Source organism: Mucilaginibacter sp. CAU 1740 (genome assembly GCF_039839285.1).
Taxonomy (GTDB): Bacteria; Bacteroidota; Bacteroidia; order Sphingobacteriales; family Sphingobacteriaceae; genus Mucilaginibacter.
On the sequence record NZ_JBDOQS010000005.1, the window covers coordinates 20,922 to 41,034 of the forward strand.

Sequence of the window (20,113 nt, forward strand, 5' to 3'; positions counted from 1 at the left end):
TTATTGGTGTTAATGCTTGCTTTGCTGATACGCAAAGACTGGTTTAAATTAGCAAACCGGTAAATGACTGATAACCATCACAAATATACTTATACATTATGCGGCTAAATATCTATTTATTTGTTTCGATGGTTTTAATCACTGCTGGTGCTTTCGCGCAACCGGCGGGGAATAAAAATCTGTTAGAAAAATTAAAAGTTAGCAGGCAGGATACAGCGAAAGTAAATTTGTTAATTGAGTTGGGGAGATATTACTTAAACAAACCCGGCGAATTTAAAAATGATTTGGACAGCGCATTGCTACTTACCAATCAGGCCAAACATTTAAGCGTAACGCTGGCCTATAACGCAGGTACAGGCAAAAGCATGATCCTGGAAAGCCAGGTTTACCGCGAAAAAGGAAATAAATCCCGGGCACAAAAATTAGCACAAAGTGCATTGCAATTTGCCACCGGCCACAATTTGCTTAAAGAAACTGCCGACGCCTACCTCTCATTCGTTGATTTTTATGGGATTGAGAACGACGACCTTGCCGAACGCATCAAGTATACTGAAAAGGCTATCCCATTATATGAAAAAGGGGGTTTTAAAAAGGAACAGGCTGGCGCGCTAAAATCACTTGGTGATTATTATCATTTGCAGGCAAATAATCCCAAAGCGCTAACACTGCTGGAGCAATCGTTAGCCATATATCAATCCATCAATTTTAAAGAAACACAGGGCGTTTTCGATTTGCTGGGATATTTGTATGCACGCACAGGCAATGACGTGCTTTCGTTAAAATATGGCCTTTTGGCGGTTAAAACCGCCGAACAGGTGCGGGATACCAGCATGCAGCTATGCACTATTTACAACCGGCTGGCAATAACCTATAATGGTTTAAAAAAATATGATCAGGCTTACGCATACTACCAAAAAGCGTTAAATGTGGCGTTGCGGTACAACGAAACCGATGCCATACAGCAAATCAAATTCAACCAGATCATTTTATTAATGGGGATCCATAAGCCGCAGCAATCGCTTAGTACGCTAATTGATGTTGTTAAAAGGTACCCCCCAAAAGATAATACCCGGCTCAGGATAACCGCCTTATCCCTGTTTGCAAAAATATATATGGATATGAAGCAGTTGCCCAAAGCCAAAAGGTTTGTGGATTCGCTGCTGTTTTATTATCATGATTTTGGCCGCGAATTTGGCTATGCGCCCTTTGTCAATGAACCTATCATTAAATATTACTTTTTAAACAAGGAGTTTGCAAAAGCATATCCTTATTTAAAAACTAACGATAGTTTGGCAAGGATAAGGCATAATTTAACCACTATTGCAACCAACGAATTAAGCTGGGCAAGAATAGATTCGGCTTCGGGCAACCCGGCATCGGCGCTGCAGCATTACCAGCAATACAAAACAACCAGCGACTCGATCAAAGACCTCGACCTGAAAAAGCAGCTTTCAATTTTACAATTTCAGTTTGATGTTGACAATAAAGACAAGAATATTCTGGTACTCACGCAAAAGGGACAGTTGCAGCAAAGCCGAATCCACAATGAAACGGTTTTGCGTAATACCGTTATAGGAGGGTTGATCATCGTGATGATTTTTGCCGGGCTGGTGTATAGCCGTTACAATGTTAAAAACAAGAGTAATATACTGCTCACCATAAAGCAAACAAAAATCAATAACCAAAACGAGCTGTTGCTTAAGCTTTTGCAAGAGAAGGAGTGGCTGCTTAAAGAGATCCATCACCGGGTAAAAAATAACCTGCAAATTGTGATCAGCTTATTAAACACCCAATCGGCTTACTTGGAGAATGAAGATGCCCTGGATGCAATCAGGAATAGCCAGCACAGGATGCAAACCATGTCGCTCATCCATCAAAAACTATATCAATCCGAAAACCTGTCAACCATTGATATGGCGGTATATATCCGCGAACTGGTGGAATACTTAAGTGATAGCTTTAGCCGGAACCAAAATGTAATAATGGATTTGAAAATAACTCCTGTTAAGTTGGATGTTTCGCAGGCTGTGCCGGTAGGATTGATTTTGAATGAGGCCATTAGCAATGCCATCAAATACGCGTTTACAGATAAACGGAAGGGGCGGATCAACATTTGCCTGGAGCCTACAGACGATGGCCGGTATTTGCTTTGTGTTGCAGATAATGGCCCCGGGTTGCCGGAAGGGTTTGATGTATATAACACAAGTTCGTTGGGAATGAGCCTAATGCAGGGATTGAGCCAGCAACTGGACGGAGATTTTTTATTGGAAAATAAAAACGGACTGAGGGTATGCGTTACCTTCAAAGCTATGGAGTTTAATAATTTACAGCATGAGGTTGCCTGATCATTTATTGGGTATAAGATAAGAGATGAAAGATAATATTTTAATAGTTGAAGACGAGTTTATAGTCGCGAACGATTTAAGGATCATGCTTCAAAAAGCGGGATATAAAGTTTGCGGCATTGCGCCATCGGTAGCTAAGGCTGTAGATTTGATCAAAACTAAAAGCCCGGATTGGGTACTGCTTGATATATTTTTACAGGGAAGTAAAACGGGTATTGATCTGGCCGGTCAGCTAAGCGAAATGGGCATCCCGTTTATTTATATCTCTGCCAATACCAACCAAGCTATACTGGAAGCTGCCAAAGCTACCGAACCTTATGGTTTCCTGGTAAAACCGTTTCGGGAAAAGGATTTGCTGGTGATGCTTGATATCGCACTTTACCGGCATGAGCAAAGCCGAAAATTTAATCAGCCTAAAGAAGCTTCACTTCAGCAGCAGGTAGACCAAATAGCTGCCAAAACCGATACCCGCGACGAAAAACTTAAACAGGTAGCAACGGTGCTGCAAAGCATTATTCCGTTTGATTGTTTGCAGATCAGCAAAAATGAGGCATCCGCGGAAACTGAGCAGGTGTACCTTTTAAAGAATACGCTAGATATTTTCCAGGTATCCGGGCTGAACGATTTGCTGGAACTTACAGGCGTTTCACAAAGAGATTATCGTTCATGGAAATCATCGCCTGCCGATGCCAGGAACCAGTTTTACAATAATTTTGAGTTTCGGCGCCTGAAAATGGATAGCCTGTGGTTAAAAACCTTAAGCGATCATTATAAATATCAATCAGCTTTAAGCTACGATGTTGTATTGCCGGACGGCTACGTTTACAAGCTTACTTTTTTTAGCACAGGCCTGGATAGCTATAATAAACTACAGTTGGATCTGCTGCAAAAAAACGCGGCGGCGCTTAATCAACTGGTTACCGGGATTGTATTAAAAAAAGATGCAGAGATAAAACAGGTGCGCGCTGCAAGAATTTTTTCAGCACCGCTTTTTACACCCATTACGTCTCAAAGCTTCAATGGCATTATTGGCGAAAGCCCGCTGCTTAAAGCTGTGTTTAATAAAATAAACATCGTAGCGCCCGATGAAACTTCCGTTTTAATAATGGGTGAGAGCGGTACAGGTAAAGAGCGAATAGCACAAACTATCCATAAATTATCTCCAAGAAAAAATAAACCACTAGTAACCGTTAACTGCGCCGCGCTGCCAATTAACCTCATCGAATCAGAGTTATTTGGGCACGAAAGGGGAGCTTTTACAGGCGCTACCGAAAAGCGCACCGGCAAGTTTGAGCAGGCAGATGGCGGCACTATATTTTTAGATGAGATAGGAGAGCTGCCGCTTGAAGCACAGGTAAAACTGCTGCGTGTTTTACAGGAAAAAGAAATAGAACGCTTGGGTGGCAATTACACCAAAAAGGTAAACGTTCGTATTATTGCCGCCACCAACCGAAACCTGGAAAAGGAAGTAGCGGAAGGCCGTTTCAGGCTCGACCTTTATTACCGGCTTAACGTATTCCCGATAGAGTTGCCGTCATTAAGGCAACGTAAGGAAGATATCCCGTTGCTGGCTAACTACTTTTTAGATCGTTTTATCAAAAAATCAAATAAAGATATGAAAGGTATCAGCGATGATGCTATGCAAACCTTGATGAGATACGACTGGCCGGGCAACATCCGCGAACTGGAGCACCTGATTGAGCGAAGCTTACTGATGACGACCGGCGATATTATTGAAACAATCGAAATCCCTAAAGTTCCCTCGTTAAGTACAGGCCAGGCAAATGAGAGGTACAAAGTAAGAACGATGGAAGAAATGGAGCGCGAGCATATCCTTGAGATCCTGAAGTTATGTAAAGGAAAGATTTACGGCGATGGCGGCGCGGCAGAAATGCTGAACATACCTTCTACCACGCTTAACTCAAAGATAAAAAAGCTTGGCATCAGATATGAGTTTGTAAAGTAAGTGATATATAGCTAAAGTGTTTTGAAACACGAAGAAGCGTTATTGCAAAGTATAGCAATAGCGCTTTTTTTATAGTACTTTCTTGAATTCTTATGGAATTAAACCAATTACCGACGAGTTATAACATAAATCGTCAAAAAAACAAGCAAACAGAAAAAGGCACCTTGTTTAAAGATGCCTTTTTATAGGTAGACGAATTATTTGATGATAGTTAAGCTTGTATAAAAGCTAAGATATCTGCATTAATGGTTGCAGCCTCTGTGGCAGGCATTCCATGCGGGAAACCCGGATACGAGATCAGCGTGCCGTTTGGTAAAAGTTTAACAGCTTTCGCGCCCGAAATTGGAAAAGGAACAATCTGGTCGTCTTCGCCGTGTAATACCAGAACAGGGATCTCAACACTCTTCAAATCTTCGGTAAAATCAGTTTCTGAAAAAGCTTTGATGCCATCACGATGTGCCAAAACGCTGCCCATCATACCTTGCCTCCACCAGTTATCCCTGATGCCCTGTGCTATTTTTGCGCCTTCGCGGTTGTAGCCGTAAAAAGGGATGGTAAAATCCTGGAAATATTGTGCCCTGTTAAATGCTGTTCCCTGGCGTATCTCATCAAATATAGATAGTGGGATACCTTCTGGGTTGTTTTCTGTTTGCACCATAAGCGGTGTTACAGCACTGATCAATATCGCCTTGGCTACAATGCCTTTGCCATATTTTGCAACATAACGGATAACCTCGCCGCCGCCTGTAGAGTGGCCAACATGAATGGCATCCTTAAGCCCTAAAAACTCATAAAGCTCGGCAGCGTCATTTACATACGTATCCATATCATTGCCGGTTGCAGTTTGGGTTGACCGGCCATGGCCGCGACGATCGTGTGCAACCACCCTGTAGCCTTTATCTAAAAAAAACATTAATTGACCATCCCAATCATCGCTTGATAGTGGCCAGCCGTGGTGAAATACGATAGGTTGTCCTGTACCCCAGTCTTTGTAATAAATTTCTGTTCCGTCTTTTGTAATGAATTTCATGGTTTTAAATAGTTAAGTATTTCTGATAAATCGTTTGTTTGGAACTTAGTAAGCTATCAATGTGCCATGATCGTAAATATTTGATAATTAGGTGGTTAGTTTGTGTTTTTTGTTTTTGTTTTTGACTATATTTCGTTAATTTACTTCGACACATATGGCTCTTGGTCAGAGTTGTCAGGAATACGTTTAACTCCTTTCCACGACACATTGATCAAAGACTCGAAATAAGTTCATCCAGATACCCAAATACCAACTCAGTGCTTTTATCCTGCCTGATCAGTTTGCCTTTGATTTGTTCAATTTCCAATCGGATCTCGGTGTTATCAAGATACATGATTCTTATTCTGATGAATATCTGGATAACCTGAGTATTGACCTGGATGGCCTGTTTGCTGTTTAACACGCTTGATAGTATTAGTACGCCATGCTCTGTAAAAACATAGGGAAGTTTTCGCCTGCCTCCACGTTTTGATGTCGCAATTTGCGATATCAAACTTTCAAACTCCAGTTCATTCAATCTAAACATAAAATCATCCGGGAACCTGTCCATGTTTGATTACTTGTTCGTTCAGACGTCTTGTTTCTACGCCATAAAGTTTTGCGAGGTCGCTATCCAGCATTTACTTTTTGATCTTTGATATAATAGATCTTGGTCATGATGATATCATCAGCCACTGATTTTATATTGCTCATGTATGTGTCGGTTATAAATGTGATAATTAACCATAGAGCCATAATTGGTTCTATGGTTATCGAATAGCTTGTATTTTAATAAATCTGCCTTAGCTTAGACATATCCTGGGCGACTTTCATATCAAGGATTTTCGCGTAGTGCTGGGTTGTTTTGATGTTCGTATGACCGAGCATTTTAGATACGCTTTCGATAGAAACACCATTTGCAAGCGTTACGGTTGTTGCAAAGGTATGGCGTGCTATATGGTAGGTTAGTTCTTTATTGATGCTGCAGGCATCAGCTATTTCCTTCAGATAGCTATTCATCTTTTGATTGCTCAACACAGGAAGCAATAAGCCATCATTTACGCATTGCGGATGATCTTCATATTTTGCCATTAATTCCATTGCTTGGGGAAGTAAAGGGATTCTTGAAGAAGTATCTGTTTTCTGGCGACTGGTATAAACCCATTTCTGTCCGTCGATTCCGGTTACAATCTCCGAACGTTTTAATTTCTTAACATCCGCATAAGCTAAGCCTGTGTAGCAACTGAAAAGAAAAATATCCCTTACTTGTGATACTCTATCGCTGACGAGTTTCTTAATTGCCATTACCTCCAACTCTTCCGCGTTTAAGAAGTCGCGTTTAACCTCTTTAACTTTCGGCTTGTATTTGACAAATGGATCTTTATCAAGCCACCCGTTTGCTATACAAATGAGTATTATCTTTTTAAAGTTCTTCAAATATTTGACGGTTGAATTATTGTTACAGCTTCTTTCTGAACGCAAGTAAAAATCATATGCCATAATAAACTCGTGATCAATCGCGCGGATATCAATATCTGATGAATTAAATTTCCATTGCAGAAAAGCCTGTGTATGTTTCAGGCTTGTTTCGTATCGATCAAGCGTGCCTTTTGCATATTCTTTGCCAATAAGCGCTGCAACCTGACGGTTATGTTCCTGGAATATCGGCACCAGCATTTTTCCGGGCGAGGTTTTGCCGCCGAGAAGTCTGTCTTTTAAGTTGGGAGCAGTGATCAGTAACTTACGCTCTATCATATCCCTGTGAACATCGTACACCTGGTGTTCTAATGTTTTCAGGTAGGCATTGATGCTTTTTGTATCCTCATTGTTCCCGGTTAATTTTTGGCCGTTTGTATTCCATTTGTCGGGATTGACATAGCGTTTAGACGAGACTTCGATGCGCACGCCATCAATAGTGATACGCAGGTAAACAGGGGCGAGTCCTTCGGGATTTGTTTTTGATCTCTTTACGTAAAAGAGGAGGTTAAAAGATTTGTTCATCGCTGAAGCTTTAAAGTGAATAAAATTAGTTACATATCCTCCTGTAATCAAGATGTTTAAAAACTAAACAGGCTCAATAACAGTGACTTATAAGCGTTCCGGTGACCTGCAAAAGTACCTTGAAAAAGGTCACCGGCAGGTCCCTGGAACAAAGCGATTTATTGGTTTATTTTGGTGTGGGCTAAAAACAAAAAGCGCTGTAAATAATTCATTTACAGCGCTTTTGATCCTAATTGAATAATACTTGGCGGAGAGTTAGGGATTCGAACCCCAGGAACCTTTCACAGTTCAACAGTTTTCAAGACTGCCGCAATCGACCACTCTGCCAACTCTCCGGGGACAAAAGTACAAATCCGGCGCGAATTGCCAAATTTGAATTTCACTTTTTTTGATTTATTTAAATAATTGATGTAAATTATTGATTAACAGAAAATTAATTTTTTATTTCTGTCGATTTTTTGCTCCGGAAAGTGTTGAAACGGGGTTTTACAATGCGGATTGTCCGCTTGGAAAGCTCAACGGACGCGTTTAATTCGAAGCCGATTATTAAAATTAATGAGTTTATGTACATCCAGATCATCACCACGATGAGCGTTCCTATCGAGCCATAAACTTTATTGTACGATGAGAAATTGTTGATGTAATAAGAGAATCCCAGCGAAGTTAGTACCGCCAATGCCGTAGCCAATATGGAGCCTGGGTTTACAAAGTTCCATTTCTTTTTGTGGGCCGGGGCGTATCGGTATAAACAGCCTATAGTTGCAAAAATGATCACCACGATGATCACCCACCTGAACAGCATCACCGGATAGATCCAAAAATGATTTCCGGAAGCTACATGCGATTGGATAAACTTGATAATTGATTGTCCTAATATAAGTATGGCAATAGCTAATAATAATGCGAAGCTTATAGCCACGGTAATGGCCGTTGCTACCATCCTGCGCTTTAACCAACTTCGTTTATCTTGAATTAATGATGATTTGTTAAAAGCCTTCATCAGGTTAATAACCCCGTTGGTAGCAAAGTAAAGCGTGGATAGGAAACCGAACGACAATAACTTGCCATTTTGATTGCTCACAATATCAAAAAGCGTTTCCCTGAAGGCTAAATAAGCGTTTGTAGGCATCACCGACATTAACACGCTCATCAAACTGCTATTAAAATGTTTTATAGGCACGTAGGGGATGAGTGTAAACAGAAAGATGGTAGCCGGAAAAATGGCCAGCATAAAACTATAGGCCAAAGCATAAGCCCGGTTAATAAGCGAGTTGTTGGTGATCTCTTTTACAAAAAAATCAATAACGGTGTACAACGGCAAGGGCCTGAAACCGGGAATGATGACAGATTTTGTCCACTCGATAATATACCTGTAGAACCTAAACCGGAGTAAAAAACGATGCAGCCACCTCATTTACCCAAATCTACTCAAAAAAAGGCTTCAGTTTATCCATAAAATCCTGCGGGGCCAGGCAGGGGCGGTTGGTTTTCATATTAATGAAAACAAGCAATGTTTCGCCTATGTTGATCAGCTCACCTTTGGGGTTACTCAACTCGTACTTGAAATGGATCCGGATGCCCGGAAGCTTATCCATGATCACCTTAATGCTGATCTCTTCATCATAAAGCGCCGGTTTAAGGTACTTGCAGTTTAACTCGAGCACGGGCATAATAATGCCTGAATCTTCCATGCCCTTATAGGTTAAACCCAGGCTACGGAGCATCTCTACACGGCCAACTTCGTAAAATTCGGCATAGTTACCGTAGTACATATAGCCCATCTGGTCGGTTTCGCCGTAGCGCACCCGTATTTTGGTGGTGTGCTCAAACATTACCTAAGGATATTACGATCATTAAGTGCTTGCTGAAATTTATGCGCGTTAACCAGGTGGTCGGCAACGTTGGTTGCAAAAGCGTGGTAGCCCGAAAAATCGGCTTTAGCGCACATATATAAATAATCGTTTTTTTGATAGTTTAACACTGCTTTTACTGCATTAACCGAAGGCATCATGATAGGGCCCGGAGGTAAACCTGTATGCAGATAAGTATTATATGGCGAATTGTAAGTCAGGTAACGGTTAAGTACGCGCTTAATGGTAAAATCATTTAAAGCGAAGATAACTGTAGGGTCTGCATCCAGCTTCATCCCTTTTTTTATTCGATTTAGATACAAACCGGCAACGGCAGGCATTTCATCGTCGTGTAAGGCTTCGGCATCAACTATTGAAGCTAAAACAGATACTTCCTGCATGGTTAAATTCAAATCGGCAGCTTGTTTTTTACGCTCCGGTGTCCAGAAGTTTTGGTAATGATCATACATCCTTTTGAAAAACTTTTCGGGAGTAGTATTCCAGTACATCTGGTACGAATCGGGCATAAACATCACGTACACGTTATCTGTAGTGAAACCATATTTGCTCACAAAGCTTGTCGAATCGAGCAGGCGGATAATTGCCATTGAATCCGGTTCGATCTTTTTAGATACAAAACCTGCAAATTGCTCTTTTAATCTCAATCCATGAAACTCAACCTTAACCGGCTCTTGTGTTCCGGATGCAAGCATGTTAATGAGCTTACGGTTACCCAGCCCTTCGTGCAAACGGTATTTACCTGGTTTTACACGGGTGGTATAGTTCATATTGCGGGCAGCCCAGCCAAATGATGCGGTATCTTTTACTATACCTTCTGTTTGGATGGTTTTAAAAACGTCCTCAAATGTTGCCCCCGTATGTATGTATAAATATTCCTGCTTGCCCGTAACGTTTGGGCCAAAATATTTCATGTAATAATTAAAGCCGGTAAATCCTAATAGTACAACTATCACTATTACAAAGGCTATAATAAATTTTTTAAGCATGCCTGATCCTTGTTTTTTGTCGGTCATGATGGTATGGAATGGTAGTGTTTTCTATTTTAATTTTTGTAGCGATATCAACCCGCCCTGCAAATTTCTCACGTTACTGTAGCCATGTTGCTGCAAGATACCTTGCGCGGTTTCGCTTCGTAAGCCAACTTTGCAGATAACGATTATCTCATCCGTTTTGTTGTAGGGTAAACCGTTAATAGCAGTATCCAGTTTTGAGAGCGGGACGTTTGCACCTCCTATATTATAGGTATGGTATTCAATAGCCTCGCGCACATCAATCAGGTTAAGTTGCTCGCCTTTGCTTAATCGATCGGTTAACTCCTGTGCCTTAATTTGTTGGTGGGGCTGCATCTGTTTTAGTACCTTGTGAAACAGTGAGGTTTATACGCGTGCCAATGCTTGTTTTGCTCAGCGAATCGGTTTTCATAGGGTATTGCGATACTACCACAACATTGGTCGAATCGGTAATAGAACCTTGGTAGGTAACTATACCCACGGTTAAACCTGCACCTTTAATAGCAAAACGGGCCGCATCCAGATCTAAGTTAACCAACTCCGGGATCTCCACTTCGGCAGCACCGGCACCATCACCCAAAACCAGGTCAACGCGCGATCCTTTCGGTATTTTCGCTCCGGCTTTAACAACCTGGCCGCCGTAACGAACTTCCAAGATGCGGTCGCGGGCAATGTCCGACCGGTAAGAGGTATCACCAACTTTTAAACCGTAGTTTGATATGGTTGCTACGGCCTCGCGATAGTTACTTTGTTCCAGGTCGGGAAGGGACACATCAGGGGCTTGCAACGTAACCATGGTTAAGTAGATCACGCGGTTTTCCTTTACGTTGGTTCCGGCATCAGGGTCTTGTTCCACAATGGTTCCGGGAGGTACATCCTGCACAAAAACCGAGTCTATTTTATATTCAAAGCCTTGCTCTTTTAAAATGGCCATGGCCTTATCAATGGTAAGACCTTTTAGTTTTGGCACAGGGATGCCCGAGCCATGCCGGGTATAATAACCAAGGCTGAAAAATGCTATTAAAACAACAGCTATCACCGAAACGATAGCCATTATCAAGTTATTTCTGAAAGATTTTGTTTTTAAGTAAGCGCCAAATTTGCTCATCGGTATTGTAAGGTGTCACCTTTAATTAAGTATCAAACATATGAATTATTTTGTTAGCCGGAAAGTTTAAACGTAGTCCGGAAGTCGGTAAAGTCCGTAAATCAGACGGATAATTCGCAATTTGTAGCCTAAGAGGGGATGTTCAGAAAAAATTATGACCGCACCATCTTATTATTAAATTTGGGGGTCTGCTTCCGGCTTTCGGACTTTACCGACTTTCGGACTTTCTGACTAAGACCATGAAAAATATCGCCCTTTTGGCCGGAGGTTTTACCGGCGAATACGAAGTATCAGTAAACAGCGCTAAAAACATAGCCGCCAACCTGGCTAATAATACCAACTATAAGGTTTATACCATTTTCATTAACCGCGACAGGTGGTTTTTTCAGGCCGATGATACCACTGTTGATGTAGATAAAAACGATTTCAGCATAACCCTTAACCAGGAAAAAATAAGGTTCGATTTCGCTTTTATCACTATCCACGGCACTCCGGGTGAGGACGGTAAAATGCAGGGCTATTTTGATATGTTAGGCATCCCATACAATACCTGTGATGCAACAACATCGGCAATTACCATGAACAAGGCTTATACCAAGGCTATTGTAAATGGCATCCATCACCTGCACACCGCGCACTCCATGCGCTTATTTGAGCGTGATGTGCATGATGTTGCTACCATAGCAGCCAACCTCAAGTTTCCATTATTTATCAAACCAAATAACGGCGGCAGCAGTGTAGGCATGAGCAAAGTGCAAAACATTGCTGGTTTGCCCGAAGCCTTGAACAAAGCTTTTCATGAAGACAAACAAGTGCTGGTTGAGGAGTTTATTAAAGGCCGCGAATTTAGCATCGGCATTGCCCGTTTACATGGCAAAATAAAAGTATTACCAGCAACAGAGATCATTACCTCGAAAGATTTTTTTGATTACGAAGCCAAATACACCGACGGGGTAACCAAAGAGGTAACCCCTGCCGATCTGCCGGCCGAAAAAGTTGAAGAGATTGGTGAAATAGTAACTGAAGTTTATACCCGCCTTAATTGTAAGGGGATGACGAGGGTAGATTTTATCTTGCAGGAAAACACCAACGATTTTTATTTTATCGAGATCAACACCACGCCGGGGCAATCAGCAGCCAGTTTGATCCCTCAACAGGTACGTGCGGCAGGTATGGATGTAGGGGAGTTTTATAGCGCGCTGATTGAGGGAGCGTCGTTGTAATTTGGGAGTTTGTCTGAATCAGAATTTTCAGAATTAGTAAATTTTCAGAATAGAAAGATCCTTACTTGATTAATCCTACTTTGATGATCATTCTGTTAATTATTAAATTCTGAAAATTCTGATTCAGATGGTAACAAAACCACCTTTTCGCTATCCTATTGGCCGATGCTTCAATTTGTAAACTTCAGCAAAAGATATGGTTCTTATCCTGCTTTAAAGGTTGATAGCCTAAAGCTTGAAAAAGGTATTTATTGGATAAAGGGCATAAACGGATCGGGCAAGAGTACCCTGCTTAAATCGATAGCAGGAATATTAGCTTTTGAGGGCGATATTTTGCTTGATGGCCAAATCAGTATAAAAAAACAACCTGTAGATTATCGCAAACTGGTAAACTTTGCCGAAGCCGAGCCGGTATTCCCTGAGTTTTTAACTGGTACCGAAATGATCGCCCTGTTTACCGATGCCAAAGACGCACCGAAAGGGCAGGAGCAAGCTTACCTCAAAAGCATGAACATGCAAAGTTTTGTTGATAGACCAATTGGTACCTACAGCAGTGGCATGCTCAAAAAACTTTCATTACTGCTTGCGTTTTTGGGTAACCCTAAATTGATCCTGCTTGATGAGCCACTCATCACTATAGATACCGCATCGCTGGCCGTATTGAATACCTGGATCAGGGAACGATATGAGCAGGAGGGGACAAGCTTCCTGTTGTCGTCGCACCAAATGTTGGAGGATGGTAGCTTACCTTTATCGGCTGAGTTATTGGTTGAAGAGCAAAGTTTAAAGTTTATCGGCTAATGCGATCTTTAACCAACGTATTGCTGAAAGTATTTGCCAACGGTTTTTTCCGGGTGCACGCCGGTATTTTGTTGTTTATATTTTTGGCGATGGTGGGAGTAGTCCCTCCGCAATACCTCATTGGTTATCATAAAGCCTTGATGCTGTCTATGGGAAGCAACCTTGTTATGATGGTGTTGGTTTTTGCCGGATGGTTGATCTACACTGTTAAAAGCTGGCATTACGTATCCGGCCAGATTTTTAGCGGCAGGCAGCATTTTTTGTTTTACAGCAGCAATGCTTTTAGTAAGCAACAACAACTCAGAAGCTGGTGTATTACCCAGGCCTCCATATTATCGCCTTTAATAATTTACGGGTTGATAGCCGTAGGAGTGAGTTTTGCCAATCATTATTATGCCTTGCCGCTTTGCATACTGGCCTACTTGTCTGCTTTAGTTTATTTAAGTGCGGTAATTTATACGAGGCAGATAAACGGGTTGATTGACGGTAGCAGTCAATCCTTGCTATTACGATTAAGTAGCAAATGGCGGAAACCATATTTTAGCCTGTGCATTTATCACATTTTTGATGCCCGCAAGGTACCTTATCTTATCACCAAAGCGCTGTCGTGGTTAATTATAACCGGTGTGTTTTGGGTTTTTGCCGATGTTAAAACCGATGTGCGTGTAGCCGGTATAGCAATATTAGCAGTGGTTACAGCGCACGTTGTTTTAGTGTTTGAAGAGCGAAAATTTGAGGAAACCAAACTTTCTTTCTCACGTAACCTTCCTTACAGCCTGATGAAATTATTCATGAATTTTATAGGCGTTTATTTCGTTTTGTTGATTCCCGAAACGGTTTGGCTATTCAGCAGGTTTAGCCCGATAATGGCTTTCGAGTTATTTTTGCTTGGCTTGAGCATTATTATGCTATTCCATTGCCTGCTTTATTGGTTCGGCCTCAATATGGATAAATACCTGCAGTGGGCTTTAGGGCTGTTTATCGTGTTGTTTTGGGTGATCATGTTTAAGTTGTTGTGGGTATTGGCTCCGATCAACCTTGGTATAGCTTATTTGATTTTTCAGAAAAACTATAGGAACCATGATCCACTTGATTTAAGGATTTCTTGATGATTGGTTTTATCTATCAAGGAAATCCTAAAATCCTAAAAATCATGGTTGAAACTTTATATAGTGTACTGCTCAATAATATCTTCCGGCACTTTAGCCCCCCGGCCGGTGGCCATATCAATCATCACATAATCAAACCAACCATCGCAGCAGACCTTTTTTGTGGCTTTATTGGTGATGCTGAATTTTACCCTACAGCCTTTATCGTCGATACTTTCGATGCCGGTTTTTACTATGAAATAATCGCCCATGGTTAATGCTCGTTTATAGTCAACGTGGGCGGTACGTACTACCCAGCCAAAACCTCGCTCCATAAATTTTTCCATGGCCATGCCATAGCAGCGCTCCATCTGATCGTAACGGGCGGCCAGCACATAATCAAAATATTTGCTGTTATGTACATGCTGAAACATGTCGATATCATCGGGGCGTACACGAAATTCGGATTCGAAGGTGGAGTATTGGGCTGGTGTATCCATGCGGCAAATATAGTGCTTGCTATTTAACTTGTGGATATCTGCGCAACGTTCTTCAATGCCCTATCCTGTAGTTTGGCCAAAAATATAACCATACAAATTGCACCTATCATGGCAAAAAGCATATCCGATTGTGTATCCCAGATATAACCTTGTGTGCCTAAAAATGAATCGCCGGAATCGCCGGAGGTAACCGACACAAACCATTCAATAAACTCATAAAACGCGCTGATGGCCAGGCAAACGCAAACGGTTAAGAATGATATCCATGATCGTTTCACCACAGCCAACCTGATAAATAATTCGCGTACAATAATAGCCGGTACAAAGCCCTGCATAAAATGGCCAAGCTTGTCGTAATTATTTCTACTCTGATGCAACGCGTCCTTTATCCAGTTAAACAACGGTACCTGCGCGTAGGTATAATGGCCGCCAATGAATAATATATAGCAATGCAGCAATACCATGATATAGGTTAGCTGGCTAAATTGAAAGCGTTTATAGGTAATTACCAAAACTATAAAACCGACAATAGCCGGAAACACCTCTAAAAACCATGTAAAATAATCGTGTGGTGAAATGGCAGAAATAATAAGGCCTGCAAAGAATAATATGATAAGTGCAAGGTTCGCTTTCATACCCTAATATATAACATTAGGATGCATTAATAGCACTATAAAGTAATTAAGGGGCACCGTGTGGAGGTGTCCCCTTAATCTAATGAAAATTATTGATTGATCCTGAACGATTCTGTAGCGCTAATGCTTGTCTTGGTGCAGGTCATGGTCTGTGTACCATTCTCGCCCGAAACATATTTGCCGTTATTTCCACGCAGGGATATTGTTCCGTTGCCGTTGTTTACCCAGTCAAATTGTTCCCATGGGCCAACAGTTGCACGGTTGCAGGTAATTGGTTGGGTTCCATTTTCAGACGAAACGTATTTGTTTGAATTAAGCAAGGCTACTTTACCGCCGCCGGCATTAACTACAGTAAATTGCTCCCAACCGCCTACGGTAGGGCGGTTACAGTTCATGGCCTGGGTTCCGTTTTCACTGCTTACGTAGTTATTGTTCGATCCTTTAATGGTAACCACCTGCCCAAAAGGTACTGTGCTTCCCGTCCCCTGACCAACAATTGGCTCGGTAGGGCGGGTAGCTGTTAAACCAATGGTCCCTTTAAACATCTTGCCACCATCGTTGGTAAGGCGCAGGTAGTAATCGGCCGAACAGGGAGTACCGTCCTCATCCAGGGTAACAAAGTTTGATCCCGCTGGTATAAAGGCCGAACTTTCGGCTGTTTTAGCTATCTGGTTACCCTCATTGTACTCATCAAACATCGAAATATAAATGCCCTGCGCGCCAACGCGTTTCATGTTGTAAAACTGTCGCCACATAAAATCGCCGTGCGCGCGTTGATGTTCCTGCAAGTCGCCGGGAAGGATACATGGTTGATAATCGATATTGTTGGCGTTGCAATAAGCCTGGTCGGGGGTATTTACATTAGTGTAGTAATTATCTGAATCGCCCGCGTTGCCAATACGGCCTACCATCCACGGCGAAAGCATATTGAATGCGCTGTAAGTTGCCAAAAATCCCGGGCGCGAATCCTGACCCGAAGGGGCGGTGCGCCACTGTGTAGGCACGCCACCTATAACATAGCAATTCTGCCCTTTAAACCAGTTAATAACATCCAAACAAACAGCTGGCGACCACGGGTGGTTGCTATCATTAAAACCAAACCCCCAGATACATACCACGGGTTTTCCGTTCTGCTTGGCATAAGCCGATGAGGAAGTGTACGCCGACATCTTATTTGTCCAGTCGGCTTTAATTTCTGATTGCATGTTTGTCCAGCCGCTAACATCGTACATAATGTAAAACTTACGACCGGTAGCCTCAGCCGCGGTTTTAACTTTAGCTGTAATGGCATCACGCACAGGGCCTTCGCCGCCGGTAGGGTTAAAGCGTTGCAAGGCGGCACAATCAATGCCGTTTTGCTGCATCCACTGAAATTGTACGTTCACCGATTGGTCAGTAAATGAGGAAAATAATTTAGCAGGCTGCCCATTACCGAGGTTTGAATAAGCAGTTTGGAAAGTAGTAGTGTAATCCCGTACATCCGGCCATGATTTGATACCCTGGTTGCTTGGCGAAGGCGCCGCTCCCCAGTTTTGCGCCCAATGCCACCATGCGTTAATAGGCGAGCCATCGCCGGTAGCTGCAAACCAGCCCTGGTAGCCAACGGTGATCTTGCCTACCACATCGCCTACCGGCGAAGCTGATGTTTTTAATTTTGAATTGATGTTTGCACCGCCGGTGTTGGTTGCCAGATCTTTTTTATTACACGAGGTTATAACTCCTGCCAAAAGTAAGCAGGCTAAAAAGTGCCATTTTTTAAGGTTCATAAATTTAGATGTAGTGTTTTGTTTGATAAATTGGTTTAATACTAAAAATGCAGGTGTAGCCTGCTTTAAACCTAAGGTGGCCTAAGCACATTGTTTTTCATAATGGCAATACTGGTTTAATGGTTAATCGGCTGCTTTAAGGCAGCTGCCGATTGTAATTGGTTTGTGACAAATAACCAATGCTGCTATTAAAAAATGCTTAATAAAATCTTAATGATTTTTATGTTTGAGTTAAATAATGATGTTTTTAAGGAAATATTATCAATAAAAAAACGGATGCCTTTTTATGGGGCATCCGTTTTCTGCTTTTTTAAGGTTGCTTTCCTCTTTATTTCCACCACTTAAGCGGGAAGGTAATTTTATCAACCGAACCTACCACGGCATCCGGCTTAAAGGCATAATGACTCAATTGGTCGCTGGTTGAAATGCCTGATAATACCAGTATTGTTTTGTAGCCCATCTGTACACCGCCCTGTATATCAGTTTCCATAGTATCACCTATCACAGTTGTCTCTGCTGTTTCCAATCCTAAAAACTTCCTGGCCGAGCGCATCATTACCGGGCTTGGTTTGCCGGTTACAAATGCCTTGCGGCCAGTCGCTTCTTCGATCATGGCGGTGGTAGCGGCTATCCCCAGATTGTTCCAGCCTGGTTTTTTAGGGGAAGGGTCGCGGTTGGTGGTGATGAATTTAGCACCGGCCAATATCATATCAACAGCTCGCTGAACCATCTCTAAAGTAAAGTTTCGGCCTTCGCCTAATACTACAAACTCCGGGTCGGAGTCAACAAGGGTGATCCCGTTTTCGTGCAGACTGGTAAGCAAACCACCCTCGCCTAAAACATAAGCCGTTCCATTAGGGCTTTGATCGCCCAGGAATTTGCCGGTGGCCATTGCGCTGGTATAAACGTGTTTGGTTTCTACAGTGATGCCTAATCTTTTAAGCTTGCGTACAACCTCCAGAGCGGTGCGCTGGCTGTTGTTGGTCATAAATGTGAAGGGAATATCGTTATCAATGAGGTGTTTGATGAATTTATCAGCGCCGAAAATCAGCTCTTCGCCACTGTAAATAACCCCGTCCATATCAATTAAAAGACCTTGTTTCATAAGTATAAAATTTACGGTTGTTGGTTTTGAGGGAACGATCAGTTTCCCCGCCAAACATAGTAAAATAAAAGAGCCGGACGATGACCCGCCCAGCTCTTTTTAAAAAGTTAAATAAACCTTATGCGCCTGCGCCATTATCAACTTTTACCTCTAAAGCTGTACGTACAGCTGTTGGTAAGCGTGATAATAGGGTATAGCCTGTAGCGGTTTCAATACTTTTTATAGTAGTGATATATTTTGTCCAATCACTGTCAATAGTATTGATGTTAGGTGTATTCACCGCTATAACACGTGTTGATGCTGTAACCCTTGCCACGTCACCATCACCTTTAGGGATGATCACTGCTACTTTCCAAACATTGCTTGGTACATTAACATGGCCACTGTTGATGGTTGACGCTGTACCGTTTGAACCGGTACCGCCAGTGCCATAGCTACCCATAATAATATAGACCTCATTACCGGCAACAACTTGCTCGCGCAGGTAATTTTCAAGGTTGGCCCAGGTTTGCTGGTTGTTTTGAGGTGCCTGAGGGATCATATTGGTCATCAGGAAAGTTGCAGAGTTGGCATCAGTTGAGCTTGTACGATCGGCCGACGGGCAGTTGTGTCCTCTGTCAAATCCACTTCCCGAATAGCTATTGCTTTCTACCTGGTACCAGCCTGTAGGCAAACCGCTCCAGCCTGCAAAATTATCCAAACGCCCTGTTGCATTGGTAGTGTTAGTACCATCCAAATGCCAGCTAACCCAGTTAGGCTCGCCTTTGGTTGAGTTGTACGATTCTACGTAATACTTCTGATCTATCAGATAGTTATCCATAGTTGCTAATGTAGCAGTAGCGTTTGATGGGTTGCCGAACAACAGATTGCTGTTATCACCGGTTGTTGGCGGCGCATCAGCACCCGCGGTAACATCGCGCGGAGTACTTGCACTGCCCGAACCGCCTCCTGTATCGCCTCCGCTACCTGTATCTGGTGTGCCAACCGTTATACCCGGATCGCCGGTGCCTTTAAAGGTGATATCATCAATATTGATGCGGGTTGTACCTGCTTTCTTGATCTGAAATCTTACTTTACCGGTTACACTTACTTTAAATGAGTCGGTAACCAATGTAGTATTGATTTCGCTGATATCAGATCCTACTTGCGTATAAGTCGCACCCTGGTCGGTCGACATTAAAAGCTGCCATGTTGATGTTGCATCGGTTCCGTATTTACCATGTTTAATATAAAGGGTAGTTAAGCCATTGATATCAAAATTCATAGCGATACTTCCAGTACGTATGCGTACAGATTTAGTCCCATCTTTTAGGTCGGCTGCCAGGTTACCGATCAGCGCATCATTAAAATTCCAGCTGCCGGTGCTTAGCGTTATATCAGCAGCCGCGTAGGCGGTTTTTGTTCCGTTTTCAAAGTCCTCGGTGATATTATAAGGTACCGGGGCAGGAGGAGTGGTAGTAACCGTAGTATCGCCAGATTTTGGCGGAGTTGGGTTATTTTTAAGGTCTTTTGAGCAGCCGGCAAACGTTAAGGTGATGCCAAGCCCGATAAGTAAATTGTTAATTTTCATGGTCTTATTGTTTTTATGATAGATCAATACATAGCACAGCCAATGCCTTTATGCTGTGAAAATTTTTTAACCGGAAAGATTTAGGGAATGAATATGAGGAAAAACAAGGCCCGGC

20 protein-coding genes and 1 tRNA gene are annotated in these 20,113 nt (G+C 42.3%); 5 read left to right on the forward strand and 16 right to left on the reverse strand.

Annotated elements, in window-relative coordinates:
* The first annotated feature begins 128 nt into the window (after positions 1–128).
* Positions 129–2,345 carry a histidine kinase dimerization/phosphoacceptor domain -containing protein gene (locus AAFN85_RS12550; protein ID WP_347527665.1) on the forward strand — a complete coding sequence of 739 codons (2,217 nt, stop codon included), beginning with the start codon at positions 129–131 and terminating at the stop codon, positions 2,343–2,345.
* 25 nt (positions 2,346–2,370) lie between these two features.
* On the forward strand, positions 2,371–4,311 hold the full coding sequence (locus AAFN85_RS12555; RefSeq protein ID WP_347527666.1) for a sigma 54-interacting response regulator: 1,941 nt from the start codon (positions 2,371–2,373) through the stop codon (positions 4,309–4,311).
* Positions 4,312–4,522: 211 nt separating this feature from the next.
* Here the strand turns inward: AAFN85_RS12555 and AAFN85_RS12560 are convergent, their stop codons facing one another.
* The 11 genes from AAFN85_RS12560 to AAFN85_RS12610 all read right to left on the reverse strand — a co-directional run bounded on the left by AAFN85_RS12560 (position 4,523) and on the right by AAFN85_RS12610 (position 11,310).
* Positions 4,523–5,341 (reverse strand): alpha/beta hydrolase, encoded by an 819-nt coding sequence (locus AAFN85_RS12560; RefSeq protein ID WP_347527667.1) that lies wholly within the window; start codon positions 5,339–5,341, stop codon positions 4,523–4,525.
* A 211-nt stretch (positions 5,342–5,552) separates the two neighbouring features.
* Positions 5,553–5,891: an ORF6N domain-containing protein gene (locus AAFN85_RS12565; RefSeq protein ID WP_347527669.1), complete on the reverse strand. Its 339-nt coding sequence runs from the start codon at positions 5,889–5,891 to the stop codon at positions 5,553–5,555.
* Positions 5,872–5,961 (reverse strand): ORF6N domain-containing protein, encoded by a 90-nt coding sequence (locus tag AAFN85_RS12570; protein ID WP_347527670.1) that lies wholly within the window; start codon positions 5,959–5,961, stop codon positions 5,872–5,874. Before AAFN85_RS12570 ends, AAFN85_RS12565 begins: the two co-directional genes overlap by 20 nt.
* On the reverse strand, positions 5,951–6,076 hold the full coding sequence (locus AAFN85_RS12575; RefSeq protein ID WP_347528085.1) for a hypothetical protein: 126 nt from the start codon (positions 6,074–6,076) through the stop codon (positions 5,951–5,953). Before AAFN85_RS12575 ends, AAFN85_RS12570 begins: the two co-directional genes overlap by 11 nt.
* Positions 6,077–6,109: 33 nt before the next feature.
* Positions 6,110–7,321: a site-specific integrase gene (locus tag AAFN85_RS12580; protein WP_347527671.1), complete on the reverse strand. Its 1,212-nt coding sequence runs from the start codon at positions 7,319–7,321 to the stop codon at positions 6,110–6,112.
* A gap of 245 nt (positions 7,322–7,566) precedes the next feature.
* Positions 7,567–7,656: transfer RNA gene (locus tag AAFN85_RS12585), tRNA-Ser, on the reverse strand.
* A gap of 98 nt (positions 7,657–7,754) precedes the next feature.
* The gene (locus AAFN85_RS12590; protein ID WP_347527672.1) at positions 7,755–8,735 is read right to left on the reverse strand and encodes a YihY/virulence factor BrkB family protein; all 981 of its coding nucleotides are present in this window, start codon (positions 8,733–8,735) and stop codon (positions 7,755–7,757) included.
* A 10-nt stretch (positions 8,736–8,745) separates the two neighbouring features.
* Complete coding sequence (locus tag AAFN85_RS12595) at positions 8,746–9,153, reverse strand: thioesterase family protein (protein ID WP_347527673.1); 408 nt, start codon at positions 9,151–9,153, stop codon at positions 8,746–8,748.
* A complete protein-coding gene (gene mltG / locus AAFN85_RS12600; protein ID WP_347527674.1) occupies positions 9,153–10,205 on the reverse strand; it encodes an endolytic transglycosylase MltG in 1,053 nt (350 codons plus the stop codon). Before mltG ends, AAFN85_RS12595 begins: the two co-directional genes overlap by 1 nt.
* A gap of 24 nt (positions 10,206–10,229) precedes the next feature.
* A complete protein-coding gene (locus AAFN85_RS12605; RefSeq protein ID WP_347527675.1) occupies positions 10,230–10,538 on the reverse strand; it encodes a rhodanese-like domain-containing protein in 309 nt (102 codons plus the stop codon).
* Positions 10,516–11,310 carry a PASTA domain-containing protein gene (locus AAFN85_RS12610; protein WP_347527677.1) on the reverse strand — a complete coding sequence of 265 codons (795 nt, stop codon included), beginning with the start codon at positions 11,308–11,310 and terminating at the stop codon, positions 10,516–10,518. The genes AAFN85_RS12605 and AAFN85_RS12610 overlap by 23 nt, the downstream gene beginning before the upstream one ends.
* Positions 11,311–11,549: 239 nt before the next feature.
* On the opposite strand from AAFN85_RS12610, the gene AAFN85_RS12615 reads away from it, so the two are divergent.
* The 3 genes from AAFN85_RS12615 to AAFN85_RS12625 all read left to right on the forward strand — a co-directional run bounded on the left by AAFN85_RS12615 (position 11,550) and on the right by AAFN85_RS12625 (position 14,443).
* Positions 11,550–12,533 (forward strand): D-alanine--D-alanine ligase, encoded by a 984-nt coding sequence (locus AAFN85_RS12615; RefSeq protein WP_347527678.1) that lies wholly within the window; start codon positions 11,550–11,552, stop codon positions 12,531–12,533.
* Positions 12,534–12,698: 165 nt separating this feature from the next.
* A complete protein-coding gene (locus AAFN85_RS12620) occupies positions 12,699–13,334 on the forward strand; it encodes an ABC transporter ATP-binding protein (protein ID WP_347527679.1) in 636 nt (211 codons plus the stop codon).
* Positions 13,334–14,443, forward strand: a complete 1,110-nt coding sequence (locus AAFN85_RS12625) for a hypothetical protein (RefSeq protein ID WP_347527680.1) — start codon at positions 13,334–13,336, stop codon at positions 14,441–14,443. The genes AAFN85_RS12620 and AAFN85_RS12625 overlap by 1 nt, the downstream gene beginning before the upstream one ends.
* A gap of 56 nt (positions 14,444–14,499) precedes the next feature.
* Here AAFN85_RS12625 and AAFN85_RS12630 read toward each other — a convergent pair whose 3' ends face one another.
* The 5 genes from AAFN85_RS12630 to AAFN85_RS12650 form a co-directional block, all read right to left on the reverse strand.
* Positions 14,500–14,922, reverse strand: coding sequence for an acyl-CoA thioesterase (locus AAFN85_RS12630; protein ID WP_347527681.1), 423 nt, complete (start codon positions 14,920–14,922; stop codon positions 14,500–14,502).
* Between the two features lie 23 nt (positions 14,923–14,945).
* Positions 14,946–15,557 carry a DUF2238 domain-containing protein gene (locus AAFN85_RS12635; protein WP_347527683.1) on the reverse strand — a complete coding sequence of 204 codons (612 nt, stop codon included), beginning with the start codon at positions 15,555–15,557 and terminating at the stop codon, positions 14,946–14,948.
* Positions 15,558–15,646: 89 nt separating this feature from the next.
* Complete coding sequence (locus AAFN85_RS12640; RefSeq protein WP_347527685.1) at positions 15,647–17,323, reverse strand: hypothetical protein; 1,677 nt, start codon at positions 17,321–17,323, stop codon at positions 15,647–15,649.
* A gap of 328 nt (positions 17,324–17,651) precedes the next feature.
* Positions 17,652–18,428, reverse strand: a complete 777-nt coding sequence (locus AAFN85_RS12645; RefSeq protein WP_347527687.1) for an HAD-IIA family hydrolase — start codon at positions 18,426–18,428, stop codon at positions 17,652–17,654.
* 118 nt (positions 18,429–18,546) lie between these two features.
* Entirely contained in the window at positions 18,547–19,998 is a 1,452-nt protein-coding gene (locus AAFN85_RS12650) for a DNA/RNA non-specific endonuclease (RefSeq protein ID WP_347527688.1), read from the reverse strand.
* Between the last annotated feature and the right edge of the window lie 115 nt (positions 19,999–20,113).

Bases quoted from the DNA above. Each gene is read 5' to 3' on its own strand.
- AAFN85_RS12555 (WP_347527666.1), top strand. From the start codon at position 2,371: ATGAAAGATAATATTTTAATAGTTGAAGACGAGTTTATAGTCGCGAAC.
- AAFN85_RS12615 (WP_347527678.1), top strand. From the start codon at position 11,550: ATGAAAAATATCGCCCTTTTGGCCGGAGGTTTTACCGGCGAATACGAA.
- AAFN85_RS12570 (WP_347527670.1), bottom strand. From the start codon at position 5,961: ATGCTGGATAGCGACCTCGCAAAACTTTATGGCGTAGAAACAAGACGT.
- AAFN85_RS12605 (WP_347527675.1), bottom strand. From the start codon at position 10,538: ATGCAGCCCCACCAACAAATTAAGGCACAGGAGTTAACCGATCGATTA.
- AAFN85_RS12645 (WP_347527687.1), bottom strand. From the start codon at position 18,428: ATGAAACAAGGTCTTTTAATTGATATGGACGGGGTTATTTACAGTGGC.
- AAFN85_RS12625 (WP_347527680.1), top strand. From the start codon at position 13,334: ATGCGATCTTTAACCAACGTATTGCTGAAAGTATTTGCCAACGGTTTT.
- AAFN85_RS12575 (WP_347528085.1), bottom strand. From the start codon at position 6,076: ATGGCTCTATGGTTAATTATCACATTTATAACCGACACATACATGAGC.
- mltG (WP_347527674.1), bottom strand. From the start codon at position 10,205: ATGACCGACAAAAAACAAGGATCAGGCATGCTTAAAAAATTTATTATA.
- AAFN85_RS12630 (WP_347527681.1), bottom strand. From the start codon at position 14,922: ATGGATACACCAGCCCAATACTCCACCTTCGAATCCGAATTTCGTGTA.
- AAFN85_RS12610 (WP_347527677.1), bottom strand. From the start codon at position 11,310: ATGAGCAAATTTGGCGCTTACTTAAAAACAAAATCTTTCAGAAATAAC.
- AAFN85_RS12595 (WP_347527673.1), bottom strand. From the start codon at position 9,153: ATGTTTGAGCACACCACCAAAATACGGGTGCGCTACGGCGAAACCGAC.
- AAFN85_RS12640 (WP_347527685.1), bottom strand. From the start codon at position 17,323: ATGAACCTTAAAAAATGGCACTTTTTAGCCTGCTTACTTTTGGCAGGA.
- AAFN85_RS12565 (WP_347527669.1), bottom strand. From the start codon at position 5,891: ATGGACAGGTTCCCGGATGATTTTATGTTTAGATTGAATGAACTGGAG.
- AAFN85_RS12580 (WP_347527671.1), bottom strand. From the start codon at position 7,321: ATGAACAAATCTTTTAACCTCCTCTTTTACGTAAAGAGATCAAAAACA.
- AAFN85_RS12590 (WP_347527672.1), bottom strand. From the start codon at position 8,735: ATGAGGTGGCTGCATCGTTTTTTACTCCGGTTTAGGTTCTACAGGTAT.
- AAFN85_RS12550 (WP_347527665.1), top strand. From the start codon at position 129: ATGGTTTTAATCACTGCTGGTGCTTTCGCGCAACCGGCGGGGAATAAA.
- AAFN85_RS12560 (WP_347527667.1), bottom strand. From the start codon at position 5,341: ATGAAATTCATTACAAAAGACGGAACAGAAATTTATTACAAAGACTGG.
- AAFN85_RS12635 (WP_347527683.1), bottom strand. From the start codon at position 15,557: ATGAAAGCGAACCTTGCACTTATCATATTATTCTTTGCAGGCCTTATT.
- AAFN85_RS12620 (WP_347527679.1), top strand. From the start codon at position 12,699: ATGCTTCAATTTGTAAACTTCAGCAAAAGATATGGTTCTTATCCTGCT.
- AAFN85_RS12650 (WP_347527688.1), bottom strand. From the start codon at position 19,998: ATGAAAATTAACAATTTACTTATCGGGCTTGGCATCACCTTAACGTTT.